The sequence below is a fragment of the Actinoplanes sp. L3-i22 genome, from assembly GCF_019704555.1.
In the GTDB taxonomy this organism is placed as follows: domain Bacteria; phylum Actinomycetota; class Actinomycetes; order Mycobacteriales; family Micromonosporaceae; genus Actinoplanes.
Genome location: NZ_AP024745.1, coordinates 1,360,001 through 1,375,724 on the forward strand (window position 1 = coordinate 1,360,001; position 15,724 = coordinate 1,375,724).

Annotated in this window: 10 protein-coding genes and 2 rRNA genes (1 of these 12 only partly in view); 6 read left to right on the plus strand and 6 right to left on the minus strand. The window is 69.1% G+C overall.

All coding sequences use genetic code 11. The features are described from left to right. Positions 1-2,885 (plus strand): 23S ribosomal RNA (locus tag L3i22_RS06350) (it extends 197 nt beyond the left edge of the window). A 102-nt stretch (positions 2,886-2,987) separates the two neighbouring features. Further along, positions 2,988-3,104, plus strand: a 5S ribosomal RNA gene (gene rrf / locus L3i22_RS06355). Between the two features lie 126 nt (positions 3,105-3,230). Here rrf and L3i22_RS06360 read toward each other — a convergent pair. Beyond that, a complete protein-coding gene (locus L3i22_RS06360) occupies positions 3,231-3,959 on the minus strand; it encodes a hypothetical protein (protein ID WP_221326054.1) in 729 nt (242 codons plus the stop codon). Between the two features lie 74 nt (positions 3,960-4,033). Between L3i22_RS06360 and L3i22_RS06365 the strand changes: the two genes are divergently transcribed. The 3 genes from L3i22_RS06365 to L3i22_RS06375 are packed head-to-tail and all read left to right on the plus strand — an operon-like array spanning position 4,034 to position 8,435. Next, the gene (locus L3i22_RS06365; RefSeq protein WP_221326055.1) at positions 4,034-6,673 is read left to right on the plus strand and encodes a valine--tRNA ligase; all 2,640 of its coding nucleotides are present in this window, start codon (positions 4,034-4,036) and stop codon (positions 6,671-6,673) included. 44 nt (positions 6,674-6,717) lie between these two features. Further along, positions 6,718-8,043: a folylpolyglutamate synthase/dihydrofolate synthase family protein gene (locus tag L3i22_RS06370; RefSeq protein ID WP_221326056.1), complete on the plus strand. Its 1,326-nt coding sequence runs from the start codon at positions 6,718-6,720 to the stop codon at positions 8,041-8,043. Beyond that, positions 8,040-8,435: a DUF4233 domain-containing protein gene (locus L3i22_RS06375; protein ID WP_221326057.1), complete on the plus strand. Its 396-nt coding sequence runs from the start codon at positions 8,040-8,042 to the stop codon at positions 8,433-8,435. The genes L3i22_RS06370 and L3i22_RS06375 overlap by 4 nt, the downstream gene beginning before the upstream one ends. A 51-nt stretch (positions 8,436-8,486) precedes the next feature. Here the strand turns inward: L3i22_RS06375 and L3i22_RS06380 are convergent, their stop codons facing one another. Next, the gene (locus L3i22_RS06380; RefSeq protein WP_221326058.1) at positions 8,487-11,444 is read right to left on the minus strand and encodes a VOC family protein; all 2,958 of its coding nucleotides are present in this window, start codon (positions 11,442-11,444) and stop codon (positions 8,487-8,489) included. Positions 11,445-11,693: 249 nt separating this feature from the next. Between L3i22_RS06380 and ndk the strand changes: the two genes are divergently transcribed. Then, complete coding sequence (gene ndk / locus L3i22_RS06385; RefSeq protein WP_221326059.1) at positions 11,694-12,110, plus strand: nucleoside-diphosphate kinase; 417 nt, start codon at positions 11,694-11,696, stop codon at positions 12,108-12,110. Between the two features lie 9 nt (positions 12,111-12,119). Here ndk and L3i22_RS06390 read toward each other — a convergent pair whose 3' ends face one another. Genes L3i22_RS06390 through L3i22_RS06405 form a run of 4 tightly spaced genes read right to left on the minus strand, consistent with a single transcriptional unit; the run spans position 12,120 to position 15,692 of the window. Beyond that, a complete protein-coding gene (locus tag L3i22_RS06390; protein WP_255657994.1) occupies positions 12,120-12,905 on the minus strand; it encodes an ABC transporter permease in 786 nt (261 codons plus the stop codon). Further along, positions 12,902-13,672, minus strand: a complete 771-nt coding sequence (locus L3i22_RS06395; RefSeq protein WP_221326060.1) for an ABC transporter permease — start codon at positions 13,670-13,672, stop codon at positions 12,902-12,904. Before L3i22_RS06395 ends, L3i22_RS06390 begins: the two co-directional genes overlap by 4 nt. Then, positions 13,669-14,646 (minus strand): ABC transporter ATP-binding protein, encoded by a 978-nt coding sequence (locus tag L3i22_RS06400; protein ID WP_255657996.1) that lies wholly within the window; start codon positions 14,644-14,646, stop codon positions 13,669-13,671. The genes L3i22_RS06395 and L3i22_RS06400 overlap by 4 nt, the downstream gene beginning before the upstream one ends. 29 nt (positions 14,647-14,675) lie before the next feature. After that, positions 14,676-15,692 (minus strand): helix-turn-helix domain-containing protein, encoded by a 1,017-nt coding sequence (locus L3i22_RS06405; protein WP_221326061.1) that lies wholly within the window; start codon positions 15,690-15,692, stop codon positions 14,676-14,678. Positions 15,693-15,724: the final 32 nt, after the last annotated feature.

Here is a 15,724-nt window from a genome sequence, read left to right on the forward strand (position 1 = left end):
AAACATCTCAGTACCCGTAGGAAGAGAAAACAAAAGTGATTCCGTGAGTAGTGGCGAGCGAAAGCGGATTTAGCCTAAACCTGGTACGCGTGATACCTGTCAGGGGTTGCGTATTGGGGGTCGTGGGATTTCTTGTGGTTGGTCTGACAGCCTTCCGAGGAGTTACAAAGCTTGTTGTTAGTCGAATGGCGTGGGAAAGCCAGCCGTAGACGGTGAGAGCCCGGTAGACGAAAACTGCAAGCCTCCTTATGGATTTTCCCGAGTAGCAGCGGACTCCTAGAATCTGCTGTGAATTTGCCAGGACCACCTGGTAAGGCTGAATACTTCCTGGTGACCGATAGCGGACTAGTACCGTGAGGGAATGGTGAAAAGTACCCCGGGAGGGGAGTGAAATAGTACCTGAAACCGTTCGCCTACAATCCGTCAGAGCCTCCCTAGCTGGGGTGATGGCGTGCCTTTTGAAGAATGAGCCTGCGAGTTAGTGGCATGTGGCGAGGTTAACCCGTGTGGGGTAGCCGTAGCGAAAGCGAGTCTGAATAGGGCGCTTTTAGTCGCATGTTCTAGACCCGAAGCGGAGTGATCTAGCCATGGGCAGGTTGAAGCGTGGGTAAGACTGCGTGGAGGACCGAACCCACCAACGTTGAAAAGTTGGGGGATGACCTGTGGTTAGGGGTGAAAGGCCAATCAAACTCCGTGATAGCTGGTTCTCCCCGAAATGCATTTAGGTGCAGCGTCGCGTGTTTCTTGCCGGAGGTAGAGCACTGGATGGTCTAGGGGGCCTACAAGCTTACTGAAATCAGCCAAACTCCGAATGCCGGTAAGTGAGAGCGCGGCAGTGAGACTGCGGGGGATAAGCTTCGTAGTCGAGAGGGAAACAGCCCAGATCGCCAGCTAAGGCCCCTAAGCGTGTGCTAAGTGGAAAAGGATGTGGGATCGCATTGACAACCAGGAGGTTGGCTTAGAAGCAGCCATCCTTTAAAGAGTGCGTAATAGCTCACTGGTCAAGTGGTTCTGCGCCGACAATGTAGCGGGGCTCAAGCACACCGCCGAAGCTGTGGCATTCACACCTTGGTGTGGATGGGTAGGGGAGCGTCGTGCAGCGGGTGAAGCGCCGGAGTGATCCAGGCGTGGACGCTGTACGAGTGAGAATGCAGGCATGAGTAGCGAATGAAGGGTGAGAACCCCTTCCGCCGGATGACCAAGGGTTCCAGGGCCAGGCTAATCCGCCCTGGGTGAGTCGGGGCCTAAGGCGAGGCCGAGAGGCGTAGTCGATGGATAACGGGTTGATATTCCCGTACCCGCAAAGAAACGCCCAAGACGAACCTTTCCATGCTAACTACGCAAAGCGCCGGCGGTCTTCGGACCAAGGGTGTGGAGTCTAGGACCCTGGTTGGTAGTAGTTTAGCGATGGGGTGACGCAGGAAGGTAGATGATCCCGGCCGGTGGTTGTGCCGGGGTAAGCGTGTAGGCCGTACCGTAGGCAAATCCGCGGTGCAATAGGCTGAGACGTGATGCCGAGCCGTTCTGGTGAAGTCATTGATCCTATGCTGCCGAGAAAAGCCTCTAGCGATGTTTCGAGCGGCCCGTACCCTAAACCGACACAGGTGGTCAGGTAGAGAATACCGAGGCGACGGGTGAACTGTGGTTAAGGAACTCGGCAAATTGCCCCCGTAACTTAGGGAGAAGGGGGGCCGGACGCGTGAAGCCCCTTGCGGGTGGAGCGTGGTATGGCCGCAGAGAGCAGGGGGAAGCGACTGTTTACTAAAAACACAGGTCCATGCCAAGTCGTAAGACGATGTATATGGACTGACGCCTGCCCGGTGCTGGAACGTTAAGGGGACCTGTTAGCTCTTCGGGGCGAGGCGGAGAACTTAAGCGCCAGTAAACGGCGGTGGTAACTATAACCATCCTAAGGTAGCGAAATTCCTTGTCGGGTAAGTTCCGACCTGCACGAATGGCGTAACGACTTCCCCACTGTCTCAACCACAGGCCCGGCGAAATTGCAGTACGAGTAAAGATGCTCGTTACGCGCGGCAGGACGGAAAGACCCCGGGACCTTTACTATAGCTTGACATTGGTATCTGAATTCGATTGTGTAGGATAGGTGGGAGACTGTGAAGCTCGGACGCCAGTTCGGGTGGAGTCATTGTTGAAATACCACTCTGTTGGGTTTGGGTATCTAACTTGCGGCCCTGATCGGGTCGAGGGACAGTGTCTGGTGGGTAGTTTAACTGGGGCGGTTGCCTCCTAAAGGGTAACGGAGGCGCCCAAAGGTTCCCTCAGCCTGGTTGGCAATCAGGTGTTGAGTGTAAGTGCACAAGGGAGCTTGACTGTGAGACTGACGGGTCGAGCAGGGACGAAAGTCGGGACTAGTGATCCGGCACTTGCGTGTGGAAGCGGTGTCGCTCAACGGATAAAAGGTACCCCGGGGATAACAGGCTGATCTTCCCCAAGAGTCCATATCGACGGGATGGTTTGGCACCTCGATGTCGGCTCGTCGCATCCTGGGGCTGTAGCAGGTCCCAAGGGTTGGGCTGTTCGCCCATTAAAGCGGTACGCGAGCTGGGTTTAGAACGTCGTGAGACAGTTCGGTCCCTATCCGCCGTGCGCGTTGGATACTTGAGAAGGGCTGTCCCTAGTACGAGAGGACCGGGACGGACGAACCTCTGGTGTGCCAGTTGTTCCGCCAGGAGCATGGCTGGTTGGCTACGTTCGGAAGGGATAACCGCTGAAAGCATCTAAGCGGGAAGCCTGCTTCGAGATGAGGTATCCCACCACCTTGAGTGGGTAAGGCTCCCAGCTAGACTACTGGGTTGATAGGCCGGAGATGTAAGCACGGTAACGTGTTGAGTTGACCGGTACTAATAGGCCGAGGGCTTAACCACCCTAAACATTTTACTTGCGTCCACTGTGTGATTCACAGCAAACGAACAACCACCTCGACTGTAATGGTTGGGTTGCTGGTTTGTTCTACCGCTGACCGTTGTTACGGTGGTCATAGCGGAGGGGAAACGCCCGGTCACATTCCGAACCCGGTAGCTAAGCCCTCCAGCGCCGATGGTACTGCACTCGGGAGGGTGTGGGAGAGTAGGACGCCGCCGGACTTAACGTTGAGAAGGGCCCACCCCACGGGGTGGGCCCTTCTTCGTATGCGCGTAAAACGGAACGCCCCGCCCTGAGGGAGATCTCGGGGCGGGGCGTTTTGCGTTTGTGGGGCTTTATGCCGTACGTCAATCGCGGGTTTGAATTGCTTTTCGGAATTGGCGCATCAGCGGGGCGGCTTCGGATTCGGAGCGGCCCGGGAACATGGCCAGGGCGAGGCTTCCGTGGTCGGCCCAGCCGCAGACGGCCATTTCCTTGCCCTCGCTGACCGTGTTTCCGCATTTCATCGAGCCGCCCAGGGGGCCGGCGTCGACGTCGTGCAGGCCGGTGACCGAGCCCTGGTCGTCGGCGAACAGGTCGAACGACGTCTCGAGGTCCTTGCCCGGGCTCCAGATCAGCGTGGTTCCGCCGAAGAACAGCACGTCCTTGTCGCCGGCGCCGCTGTAGACGGCGCTGACCGTATTGTCCAGATCGACCTCGGCGGAGAGCGCGGTCTGCAGATAGTCCGCGGTCTCCTGCGCGTTCGGGCTGGTGTCCAGGGTGAGCTCGCCGATCGTGGCCGGCGTGGTCAGGGTGACGGTGCGCTGCGAGTGGACCTGCCAGTAGAACCAGCCGAGCGCGGCCACGCCCGCGACGCCGACGGCGAGCAGGGAGGCCAGCGCGATCGATCGGGTGCGCCGGCGGGCCGGGCTGAGCGCGGCGGACCCGGGCTCGTCGTCGTCCATCAGACCGAACGGCGCGACCTGGATCTCGATCGGCTCGGGCCCGCTCACCTGGCGGTCGTCGGCGCCCGGGGACGAGTGGGGGCCGTCGGCCGGCGGGGCGGAAGTGGGGGGATTCTGGCCGGGCTCGGACATCTGGCGAGCCTACCGTTATCCACAGGTGGCAGTGCGAATTCCGGGTCGCGCGCGGGAATCCGTAGACTTGCCGGGTGACCGATGCAACCGATACCCGCACTCCCGACAGCCGGCCCACCGGTGGCCTCTCCGCTCAGTACCAGCCGGGCGACGTAGAGCAGTCGCGGTATGAGCGGTGGGTATCGGAGGGCTATTTCACCGCCGACCCGAAGAGTGACAAGCCGCCGTTCACCATCGTCATCCCGCCGCCGAACGTGACCGGCTCGCTGCACATCGGCCACGCTCTCGACCACACCATCCAGGACGCGCTGGTCCGGCTCAAGCGCATGCAGGGCTTCGAGGTGCTCTGGCTGCCCGGCATGGACCACGCCGGCATCGCCACGCAGAACGTGGTCGAGCGCAAGCTCGCCGAGCTGCAGCTCTCCCGGCACGACCTGGGCCGGTCCAAGTTCGTGGAGAAGGTCTGGGAGTGGAAGGCCGAGTCCGGCGGGGCGATTCTCGGCCAGATGCGCCGATTGGGTGACTCCGTCGACTGGACCCGTGAGCGGTTCACGATGGACGAGGGGCTCTCCCGGGCCGTCCAGACGATCTTCAAGCGGCTGTACGACGACGACCTGATCTACCGGGCCAACCGGATCATCAACTGGTGCCCGCGTTGTCTCACCGCCCTGAGCGACATCGAGGTCGAGCACACCGACGACGAGGGTGAGCTGGTCTCGATCCGCTACGGCGAGGGGGCGAACTCGATCGTCGTCGCCACCACCCGGGCCGAGACCATGCTCGGTGACACCGCGGTGGCCGTGCACCCCGACGACGAGCGGTACAAGCACCTGGTCGGCACCGAGATCGAGCTGCCGCTGACCGGCCGGCGCATCCCGATCGTGGCCGACGAACACGTCGACCCGGCGTTCGGGACCGGCGCGGTCAAGGTGACCCCGGCGCACGACCCGAACGACTTCGAGATCGGCCAGCGGCACAACCTGCCCAGCCTGACCGTGATGGACGAGCGCGCGGTGATCACCGTGCCCGGCCCGTTCCAGGGCCTGGACCGGTACGAGGCCCGGCCGGCGGTCGTCGCCGCGCTGCGTGAGCAGGGCCGGATCGTCGCCGAGAAGCGGCCCTACGAGCACTCCGTCGGGCACTGCTCGCGCTGCAAGACCACGGTCGAGCCGCGGCTGTCGCTGCAGTGGTTCGTCAACACCAAGCCGCTGGCCAAGGCGGCCGGCGATGCGGTGCGCGACGGCCGGGTCCGGATCGAGCCGGAGGAGCTGTCGAAGCGGTACTTCGCCTGGGTCGACAACATGCACGACTGGTGCATCTCGCGTCAGCTGTGGTGGGGTCACCGCATCCCGGTGTGGTACGGGCCGAACGACGAGATCGTCTGCGTCGGGCCGGGCGAGCAGCCCCCGACCGGCGAGGGCTGGCACCAGGACGAGGACGTCCTGGACACCTGGTTCTCCTCGGGCCTGTGGCCGTTCTCCACGCTGGGCTGGCCGGAGAAGACCGCCGAGCTGGAGAAGTTCTACCCGACCAGCGTGCTGGTCACCGGCTACGACATCCTCTTCTTCTGGGTCGCCCGGATGATGATGTTCGGCCTCTACGCGATGGACGGCAAGGAGCCGTTCAGCGTGGTCAACCTGCACGGCATGGTGCGGGACCAGTTCGGCAAGAAGATGTCGAAGTCGTTCGGCAACGTGGTCGACCCGCTGGACTGGATCGACAAGTACGGTGCCGACGCCACCCGGTTCACCCTCGCCCGCGGCGCCAACCCCGGTTCGGACGTGGCGGTCAGCGAGGAGTGGTGCCAGGGCTCGCGCAACTTCTGCAACAAGCTGTGGAACGCCACCCGGTTCGCGATGATGAACGGCGCGACCGTCGAGGGCGAGCTGCCGGCGCCGAGCGAGCTCAGCGCGATCGACAAGTGGGTGCTGTCCCGCCTGCAGCACACCGTCTCCGAGGTCAACGAGCACTTCGACAGCTATGAGTACGCGAAGGTCTGCGACGCGCTGTACCACTTCGCGTGGGACGACGTCTGCGACTGGTACCTCGAGCTCAGCAAGCCGGTGCTGGCCCAGGACACCCCGGAGGCGGCGCGTAGCCGCCGGGTCCTCGGGCACGTGCTCGACCAGCTGCTGCGCCTGTTGCACCCGGTCATGCCGTTCGTCACCGAGGAGCTGTGGATCGCGCTCACCGGCGGCGCGACGGTGACGTTCGCGACCTGGCCGTCGATCGACCACGCGCTGGTCGACGACGCCGCCGAGGAGGAGCTGGCCGCGCTGCAGAAGGTGGTCACCGAGGTCCGGCGGTTCCGGTCCGACCAGGGGCTCAAGCCGAGCCAGCGGGTCTCGGCCGCGCTGACCGGGCTGGGCAACGTCGGGATCGACACGCACGAGGCGCTGATCCGTTCGCTGGTCCGGCTCGACACGCCGGGGGCCGACTTCGCCGTCACCGCCACCCTGGCGGTGACCGGGGGGATCACCGTCGACCTGGACACCCGCGGGGCGATCGACGTGGCCGCCGAGCGGGCCCGCCTGGAGAAGGACCGGGCGGCCGCCGAGAAGGAGGCCGCGCAGTGCCGGGGCAAGCTGGGCAACGAGGCGTTCGTGGGCAAGGCGCCGGAGCAGGTCGTCGTCAAGATCAAGGACCGGTTGGCGACCGCCGAGGCAGACTTGGTCCGGATCGCCGCGGCGCTCGAAGCACTGCCGGCGGCCTGATTCTCGCGCGGGGCCGACGCGGTTCCGTCTGAAGAAAGCTGGACATGAGCGAGTACACCGAGGTCGTAGCCGCGCTCAACGAGCGCGGCTTCACCCGCATGGTCTTCGACATGCAGAAGATCCGGGACCTGATGGACATGCTGGGCAGCCCGCAGCGGGCCTACCCGTCGATCCATCTGACCGGCACCAACGGCAAGACCAGCACGGCCCGGATGATCGACGCGCTGCTGCGGGCGTGCGGCCTGCACACCGGGCGGTACACCAGCCCGCACCTGCAGAGCGTCCGGGAACGGATCAGCCTGGACGGGGAGCCGGTCTCGGAGGAGCGGCTGGTCGCGACGTATCAGGACGTCGCGCCGCTCGCCGACCTGATCGACGACCGGAACACCGAGCCGCTCACCTACTTCGACATGACCACGGCCATGGCGTACGCGGCGTTCGCGGACGCGCCGGTCGACATCGCGGTGGTCGAGGTGGGCCTGGGCGGCGAGGAGGACGCCACCAACGTGATCGAGGCCGGCGTCTGCGTGATGACCCCGATCGGGCTGGACCACACCGAGTGGCTCGGCGACACCATCGAGGACATCGCCTGGGCCAAGGCCGGGATCATCCACAAGGGCGCCACGGTGATCAGCGCGCAGCAGACCGAGGAGGCCATGCGGCCGATCGTGGAACGCTGCGCGCAGATGGGCGCCACGCTGGCCCGCGAGGGCAGCGAGTTCGGCGTGGTCCAGCGGACCCAGGCGGTCGGCGGCCAGGTCCTCGTGCTGCGCGGGCTCGGCGGCGTCTACGAGGAGATCTTCCTGCCGCTGTTCGGCGCGCACCAGGCACAGAACGCCGCGCTCGCGCTGGCCGCGGTCGAGGCGTTCCTCGGCGCCGGGCCGGACAAGCAGCTCGAGATCGACCTCATCCGCGAGGGCTTCCTCGAGGTCGACTCGCCCGGCCGGCTGGAACGGGTCCGCAGCGCGCCCGCCATCCTGCTGGACGTCGCGCACAACCCGCACGGCATGGCCGCCACGGTCGCCGCGCTGGAGGAGGAGTTCAGCTTCCGGCACCTGGTCGTGGTCCTCGCGGTGCTCGCCGACAAGGACGCGGCCGGGCTCCTCGACCTGCTCGAGCCGGTCGCGGCCCGGATCGTGGTGACGCAGAACAGCTCGCCCCGGTCGATGCCCGCCGGTGAGCTGGCCCAACTGGCGGTCGAGTTCTTCGGCGAGGACCGGGTGACGATCGCGGCGACCATGCCGGACGCGATCGAGGAAGCCGTGGTGCTCGCCGAGGACGACGCGTCCGGCGAGCTGAGCGGGGTCGGCGTGCTGATCACCGGCTCGGTGGCCACCGTCGCGGACGCGCGGAAACTGCTCAAGCGATGACCGACCCGGAGGAGCACGCGATGTCCGCGGAGGGCGAGGCAGGCGCCGCGCCGCGGCGTTCCGGCCTGCGCAACCCCGAGGCCGCCGTACGGGGGTTGGGGGCCGGCACACTCGCACTGGAGGCGATCGTGCTGCTGCTCGCGATCCAGCCGATCCGGATCCTCGGCGGTGACCTGACCGGGTGGGGGATCGGGGTGGTCATCGCGCTGGCGGTGATCGCGGCGGGGCTCGCCGGGTGCATGGGCCGCCGGTGGGGCTGGAACGCCGGGACGGGGCTGCAGGTGGCGCTGATCGCGGCCGGGCTGGTGCACTGGTCGCTGGCGGCGCTCGGGGTGATCTTCGGGCTGGCGTGGGCCTATGCGACGTACGTCCGGAAGTCGATTTTGAGCTGATTCTTCGATCGGGAAAGGGGAGCCACCGTGGGTGGCTCCCCTTCTCCGTTTCTAGGCCTCGGGCGCGGGGTCCGGGCGGATGGCGCGCCACTGGGTGATCGCGATGTTGTGGTTGTCCGGGTCGCGGAACGTCGCGGACCAGAGCTCCAGCTTGTCGCCGCGGTTCACCGGGCGCGGGGAGTGGACGAACTTGACGCCCTTGGCCTTGAGCTCGTCGTGGATCGCCTCGATGTCGCCGACCTCGAGGTTGAGGTAGATCAGGCGGCCGGCCTCGGCGGACAGGTTCGGGACGGTGCGCAGGACCACGCGGGTGTCGCCGGACGCGAGGACCGAGCTGCCCTCGCCGGTGTCGATCTCGTAGAAGCCGAGGGTGTCCCGGTAGAAGGCGATCGAGCGTTCCAGGTTGGTGACCAGGATCGTGATGCCGACGCCGTGGATCGCGCCGGCCGGGCCGGGGCGGGCGCTGGGGTAGGCGGTGATCACGTCGGCGGTGCGGTCGTCCGGCTCCTGGCGGCCGGCGAAGTCACCCCACGGGCTGCCGGCGGGTTTGGCCACGGGCGCTGCGGGCGCTGCGGGCGCTGCGGGCGCTGCGGGCGCTGCGGGGGTGGCCGGGGCCTGGGCTGTCTCCGTCGGCGCCGGGGCGGCGGGGGGCTCGGCGGCGGGTTCTTCGGCTGGGGGTGCGACGACTCCGGAGGCTACGGCCGGGGCGGCCTCGGGGGTGGCTTCCGGGGGTGTGTCCGGGTTCTCGTCCAGCGGGATGTCGATGTCGTCGGTGGGGACCACCGGGCCGGTCGGGCGCTGGGTGGTGGGGGCCGGCGCGGTGGGGAAGGGACGGTCCGGCTCCGGGGCGGTCGGTGGTGGTGTGACCGGGGTCGGCGTGGGGGACGCCGGGGAGGCGGTCGGCTGGGGCTTGGGCTGGGTCCGGTAGGTGGCCGGGGTCGGCTCGGGGCGGGTCGGGGCCTCGGGTGCTGACGGGTACGCGCTGGTGGGGAACGCCATCGGCGGGTAGTCGTCGGTGGGAGCCGGCTGCTCGGAGCGTGGTCCTGGGATCGGGGACGGTGCCGCGGCCGGGGCGGACTCCGACGGGGTGGACTCCGAGGGGGCCGACTTGGTGGGCTGGTCGACGAAGCGGGTCCGGCCCGAGTGGGTGGACTTCGGCTCCGGGTCCGGGGTGACGGCCGGCTCGTCCAGCGGGAGGTCGATCAGCGGATCGGTCTCGGCGGAGGTGCGCTGCGTCGGCGGACGGCCGCTGGGCTGCGGGTTCGCGGCCGGGGGCTCGACCGTGGCGGTGGCGCTGGAGCGCGGCTTGGGGCTCGGGCGGGTGCCCGGCGGGCGGCGGGTGGACGCGGTCGTCGCTCCGGCGACCACGCCGGCGGCGAACGCGCCGACGGTGGAGCCGCTGCCCGTCGACTGGCGACCGGGCGCGGGCGCACCGGACGCAACCGGGCCGGACGCGACCGGGCCCGAAGCGACCGGACCCGAAGCGACCGGGCCCGAAGCGACCGGACCCGAAGCGACCGGACCGGAGGAGAATGTGGCCGGGCCGGAGGTTGTGGCCGGGCCTGAGGCCGCGCCGGCGGTTGTCGAGCCGGACATCGCCGAGCGCGCCGGGGTGGCAGCCGGCGCCGGGCCTGATCCAGCGGGGGCTGATCCAGCGGGGGCTGATCCAGCGGGGGCTGATCCGGACTCGGATGCGGCCGGCCCGGAGGTGCTACCCGCCGAGGCCCGGCTGGGAGCCGGACTGCTGGGAGCCGGGCTGGTAGAGGCGGGACTGCTAGGGGCGGGACTGCTAGGGGCCGGGCTGGTGGGGGCGTTGGCGGGGGCTGGGCCCGAGGCGGCGCCGGACGTGGGGGTGGCCGGGCGTGGCGGGGGCGGGAAGTCCGAGCCGGTCGGGGTCGACGGGGCCGGCCTGCCCTTCCCCGGAGGCGGCGGCGGTGGGAAGTCGAAGTCCTCCGACGACCGGCTGGGCGTGCCCGGGGCCGGCGGCGGCGGGTAGTAGTCGTCGTCCATCGGGACCGACGTCGACGTCGAGCGGCCCGGCGCGGGCGGCGGCGGGAAGTCGTAGGACTCCGCGCCACCGGCCGGGCGGCTGGACTGGGTCGGGCCGGGCGGCGGCGGATAGCTCGCGGACGGCCAGGCCGACGAGGACGCGCCCGAGCCGGGCCGATCGGTGGCGGTGCCCGCGGCAGCCGTCTCCCGGCTCTCAGCGGGCTCTGAGCGGCCGGACGAGGGGGACCCGGACCCAGCCTGATCGGCGGTGTCGGAGGAGGCGGGAGAGGCGGGAGAGGCAGGAGAGACGGGCGACGCGGCCGCCGGCTCCTCGTCGAGAGGGGCGAAACCGATCGGATCGGTCTCCGCCGCCTCGAAGTCGGCCGCCCGCGGCCCGCTCCCGGCCCGCCGGGGCAACTGCGTGGCCTGCCCGTCGCTGCCGACCAGCTGACCCTCGACCACCGGCCCGCTCGGCGTGTCCCGAACCACCACCGGGGTGGTCACGCGCGATTCCCCGTACGTCGAAATCGTCTCTTCGTCTTGAAGGTCTTCGGACCTGTTCTCCCAGGCTCCGGGGTTGACCGGGGGGAGCACCGCGTCGTCCGGATCGCCGTCCGGCTCGGGCTCGGGCTCCAGGTCGAAGTCGGCCTGCTGCCCGGGCGGGGGCGGGTCGCCGGCCGGGCCGACGTCCGCGGCCTCTTTCCAGTTGACCCGGACGCGGCGGGTGTCGTCGACGTCGACGGTGATCGGCACGGTCGAGCCGATCAGCGGCCATTTCGCGACCGGCACCCGGCCGTCCCGAATGATCTTGTCGAAGGTGCCCAGACCGGGCGCGACCACGATGGCCCGGATCTCGGCACGGCCGTAGGCCCCGGCGATCGGCGGCGCGGTGATGTCGAGGATCTCCGCGGTGCCGGCCACGGTGGCCCGGCCACCTCGGCGCACGTTGGTCATCATCGCGAGCGCGATCGCCAGCCCGAGCACCACGAAGCCGAAGATCGCGACGGGCCAGCTCTGCATGCCGAGACCTAAAAAGATCACGAAAGCCGCGAGCGTGCCGAGCACCCACGCCACCAACTTGCGTGCCGGAGCGATGGGCCGGCCGGCCTGGTTCGCCACTGTGGACCTCCCGGTTGTTCCCCGTCAGGTTATGGCCCGCCGGTCACTGAGCGAAAGTGCGGCAGTACCGGCATCGCCGCTCGCGCTCCCGGAGGTACCGATAGGCTGAACCTCAGGCGTGTCGGCCTTGTCATCTCCGGAGGAACCCACGTGTCCAGCAACACCGAGCGTTCGCTCGTGCTCATCAAGCCTGACGCCGTCCGTCGCGGACTGCTCGGCGAGATCCTGTCGCGTTTCGAGCGTAAGGGCCTGGTCGTCGAGGCGCTGGAGTTGCGCACGATGGACGCCGCGCTCGCCGACCAGCACTACGCCGAGCACGTGGAGAAGGCGTTCTACCCGCCGCTGAAGGAGTTCATGACCAGCGGTCCGCTCGCCGCGCTGGTGCTCTCCGGCGACGAGGTGATCGAGGTGGTCCGGGCGATGATCGGCGCGACCGACGGCCGTAAGGCCGCGGCCGGCACGATCCGTGGCGACCTCTCGCTGTCCAACCGGGAGAACCTGGTGCACGCCTCCGACTCGGCCGACAGCGCCAAGCGCGAGCTGGCCCTCTGGTTCCCGAACGTCTGAGCTGTCCCTCTAAAGAGTGTCCAGGCTGGCCCGGCGCCGCGACTCCGCCTCGAAGACCCGCAGCAGCACCGCGGCGAGCAGCGCGTAACCGGCGCCGACCAGCAACTCCCGGCCCAGCGCGGGCGCGGCGGCGCCGAGGCCGCGCCCGGCGGCCAGCAGCCGGGCCGCTTCCGCCGCGTGGGTGATCGGCAGCGCCTGTCCGACGCTGATCATCCACGGCGGCAGGTTGTCGCGGGGCACGTTCACCCCGGTCAGCAACAGCAGCAAGGCTGCCGAGACGTTCGACACCACCCACACGTCGCGGAACCGGAGCCCCAGCGCGCCCAGCGTCAGCCCGAAGAAGCCGCAGGCCAGCGACCCGGCCGCGAGCGCCAGGGCCAGCCCCGGCAGGGCCGCGAGCGGGATCCGCAGGCCCAGCAGCAGCACCCCCATGAGCAGGGTGAAAACCGCGATCAAGAGCCCATTGCCGGCGTACGGCAACACGCGCCCCCAGAAAATGACGGTCCGGCTGCGCGGCGAGAGCAGCACGTGCCTGAGCGTGCCGTAGCGCCGTTCGTTGGCGACCGCCATCGTCCCGCCGAAGACACAGGCGCTCGAGGCGGCCAGCACCGCGTTGCCGAGGATGAAGAAGCCGTCGTCGGCGACGCCCAGCTGCCGCCCCAGATAGGCGAAGAACAGCAGTTGGAAGGTCGGGCCGGCGAGCAGCGTGCCGACGTACATGGCCGGCGTGGTCCAGTTGAACAGGGCCCGGTAGGCGAGCACGCCACCGATGCCGATCAGTCGCAGAGTCTTCACGAGAGCGCCAGGGTTCCCGCCGCACGGGCGCGGCGTTCGAAGGAGACGAGGAAGAACGCGCCGAGGATCAGGCACGCCACGCTGATCGCCAGGCAGATCGCGGCCGACGGCCAGACCGGCCCGCCGGTGGTGGCCTCGCGCAGCGCCCGGGCGCCCCAGGTGGTGGGCAGCACGGCGGCGATCGGGCCGGTCCAGGACGGCAGCGTGCCGATCGGCACGAGCATGCCGGAGAGCAGCCAGATCGGGTATTCGAGCGGGTTGGCCAGCGCGTTGGCGTTGCGCAGCAGGACGAACGTGGACGCCATCAGCAGGCCGAACATGCCCAGCCCGACGAGGCAGACCACGGCGGCGGCGAGGAACGCGACCGGGTGGGCGAACTCCAGCGGGATGCCGTAGACGAGCCGGCCCCAGAGCAGCGTGGCCAGCAGCGAGTAGGTGCCGGTGACCGCGGTCGCCGCGGTGATCGGCAGGATCACCAGGATCGGGTGCCGCGGGGCCAGCATGATCATTTCCAGGGTGCCGTGCCAGCGCTGCCGCTGGATGGCGCCGCCGGAGCCGGTCAGCACCGAGGACCAGATGCCCATCAGGCCGGCGCCGACCGCGGCCTCCAGCAGCCGGTGCGGCTCGTCGCCGGCGCGGAACAGGTAGACCGCGAGGGTGGCCTGGACCAGCGGGATGACCAGGGCCAGCGCGATCTCGAACGGGGAGCGGCTGAGGTGCTTGGCGTGCAGCACCGTGCCGATCAACAGGGTCCGCAGGGTCCTCATGAGGCGTTCACGATGGCGACGTAGGCGTCCTCCAGGGTGGGCTCGCGGCTGTTGACCCGGCCCAGGCGGATCCCGGCCAGCTCGCGCAGCACGTCGCTCTGGACGTCCACGTGCGCGTCCGACTGCACGGTCAGCAGCTGCAGCGTGCCGCGCTCCTCCAGCGCGGTCTCCCGGACGCCGGGCACGTCGCGCAGGGCGGTGAGGGCGGTGGCCGGGACGCCGTACGCCTCGACCTCGACGATCCGCCGCCCGTCGGCCCGGTGCCGCAGCTCGGCCGGGGTGCCCAGGGCCTGGATGGATCCGCCGGCGATCACCGCGATCCGGTCGCAGAGCTCGTCCGCCTCGGCCATGTAGTGCGTGGTCAGCAACACCGTGGTGCCGCTCGCGGCCAGGTCGGCGACGGTCCGCCGCAGCTCGCGGGCGGCGACCGGGTCCACCCCGATCGACGGCTCGTCGAGGAACAGCACCTCCGGCCGGTGCAGCAGGCCGCGGGCGATGTGCAGCCGCTGGCGCATGCCACGGGAGTAGCCGTCGACCGGCTCGCGCTCCCGGCCGGTCAGTCCGACCAGCTCCAGCAGCTCGGCGATCCGGTGCTTCTGGTCGCGGGCGGGGACGCCGTACAGCTCGGCGAAGTAGCGCAGGTTGTCCAGGCCGGAGAGGCGGTCGTAGAGGCCGCGGTCGCCGCCGAAGACGTACCCGATCCGGCGGCGCACCTCGCGGGTGTCGCGGACCACGTCGTACCCGCAGATCCGGGCCGTGCCGGCGGTCGGGATCAGCAGGGTGTTGAGCATCTTGATGGTGGTGGTCTTGCCGGCGCCGTTCGGACCGAGCAGGCCGAAGAGCTCGCCGCGGCGGATCGTGAGGTCGACCCCGCGCACCGCCTCCACGGTCTCCCGCCGGGGCCGCAGCCAGCCGGTCCGGGTGCGGTAGACGCGGCGTAAGCCCTCCGCCTCGATGGCGTTGTCGCTTTCCATGCCCGGGAAACTAGGGCGCGGAGTCCGCTTCAGGAAACGAATTCGGTTCTGCCCGAATCCCCGCCGATCAGCGCGACCAGCGCGGTCCCGGCCGGCTCCAGGCCGTAGAGGACCCGGCGCCCGGCCCGGCGGCGGTGCACCACCCCGGCCGCGAGCAGCGCCGAGAGGTGCTCCGAGATCGTGCTCGGGGCCAGGCCCAGCGCGGCGGCCAGGGCGGAGGTGGTGGCCGGGACGACGAGCGCGCGCAGCACCGCGGCCCGGCCCCGGCCGACCAGGATGGCGAGCCGGTCGGCGTCGGCGGCCGACGGCGGCGCCGGGGTGTCGGCGAGCACCGCCGCGCCCCGGGACTGGTAGGTGACCATCAGCACCCGGGGGTGGTCGGTGGAGCAGGAGAGCGCGCCCCGGGAGAAGATCAGCGGGACCAGCAGCAGCCGCTTGTCGAGCGCCTCGAAGGCGTGGTCGTGGTCCTTCACCAGGGTGAGCACCGGCGGCTCCCAGCGGATCCGGTCGTGCAGCCGGGCCAGCAGGGCGTCCGGGCCGTCGGCGGCCAGCGCCCGGGCCCGCAGCAGCACCTCCTCGTCCAGCGCGGCGCGCATGGCCGGCCAGTACGGCGCGAGCGCCGCGTCCCAGTAGGCGGCCAGCCCGTCGGCGAGCCGGTCCAGCGCGTTCCGCCGGTCGTCCCGGAACGGCCGCAGGGCGTCCGGCAGCACGCCGTCCGGATAGTGCTTGGCCAGCTGTTCCTCGACCACTTCGGCCGGTGTCCGGCGGACCTGGCCGAGCTGGTCGGCGAAGCTGGGCGCGGGCTCCTCCGGGACCGGGAGCAGGAAGTCCGGGTAGCCGCGGGCCACCCGCAGATAGAGACCGACCGGCGCGGTCGCCGGATCGGTGCGGAGCGCCTGCCGGGCACGGTCCGCCCAGGAGGTGTACGGCCAGGGCGCCGTCGCGTGCCGCCGGAGCAGGAACAGTCCGTTGATCAGCTCGCCGAGCGGGCTGATCGCGATGCGGGTGCGCGCCAGCGTCGGCTCGTCCAACTCGATCCGGATCACCGGGTGGAGTTTAGGCAACGGCCACCTCGGGG

Bases quoted from the DNA above. Each gene is read 5' to 3' on its own strand.
- L3i22_RS06375 (WP_221326057.1), top strand. From the start codon at position 8,040: ATGACCGACCCGGAGGAGCACGCGATGTCCGCGGAGGGCGAGGCAGGC.
- L3i22_RS06370 (WP_221326056.1), top strand. From the start codon at position 6,718: ATGAGCGAGTACACCGAGGTCGTAGCCGCGCTCAACGAGCGCGGCTTC.
- L3i22_RS06400 (WP_255657996.1), bottom strand. From the start codon at position 14,646: ATGGAAAGCGACAACGCCATCGAGGCGGAGGGCTTACGCCGCGTCTAC.
- L3i22_RS06395 (WP_221326060.1), bottom strand. From the start codon at position 13,672: ATGAGGACCCTGCGGACCCTGTTGATCGGCACGGTGCTGCACGCCAAG.
- L3i22_RS06360 (WP_221326054.1), bottom strand. From the start codon at position 3,959: ATGTCCGAGCCCGGCCAGAATCCCCCCACTTCCGCCCCGCCGGCCGAC.
- L3i22_RS06380 (WP_221326058.1), bottom strand. From the start codon at position 11,444: ATGCAGAGCTGGCCCGTCGCGATCTTCGGCTTCGTGGTGCTCGGGCTG.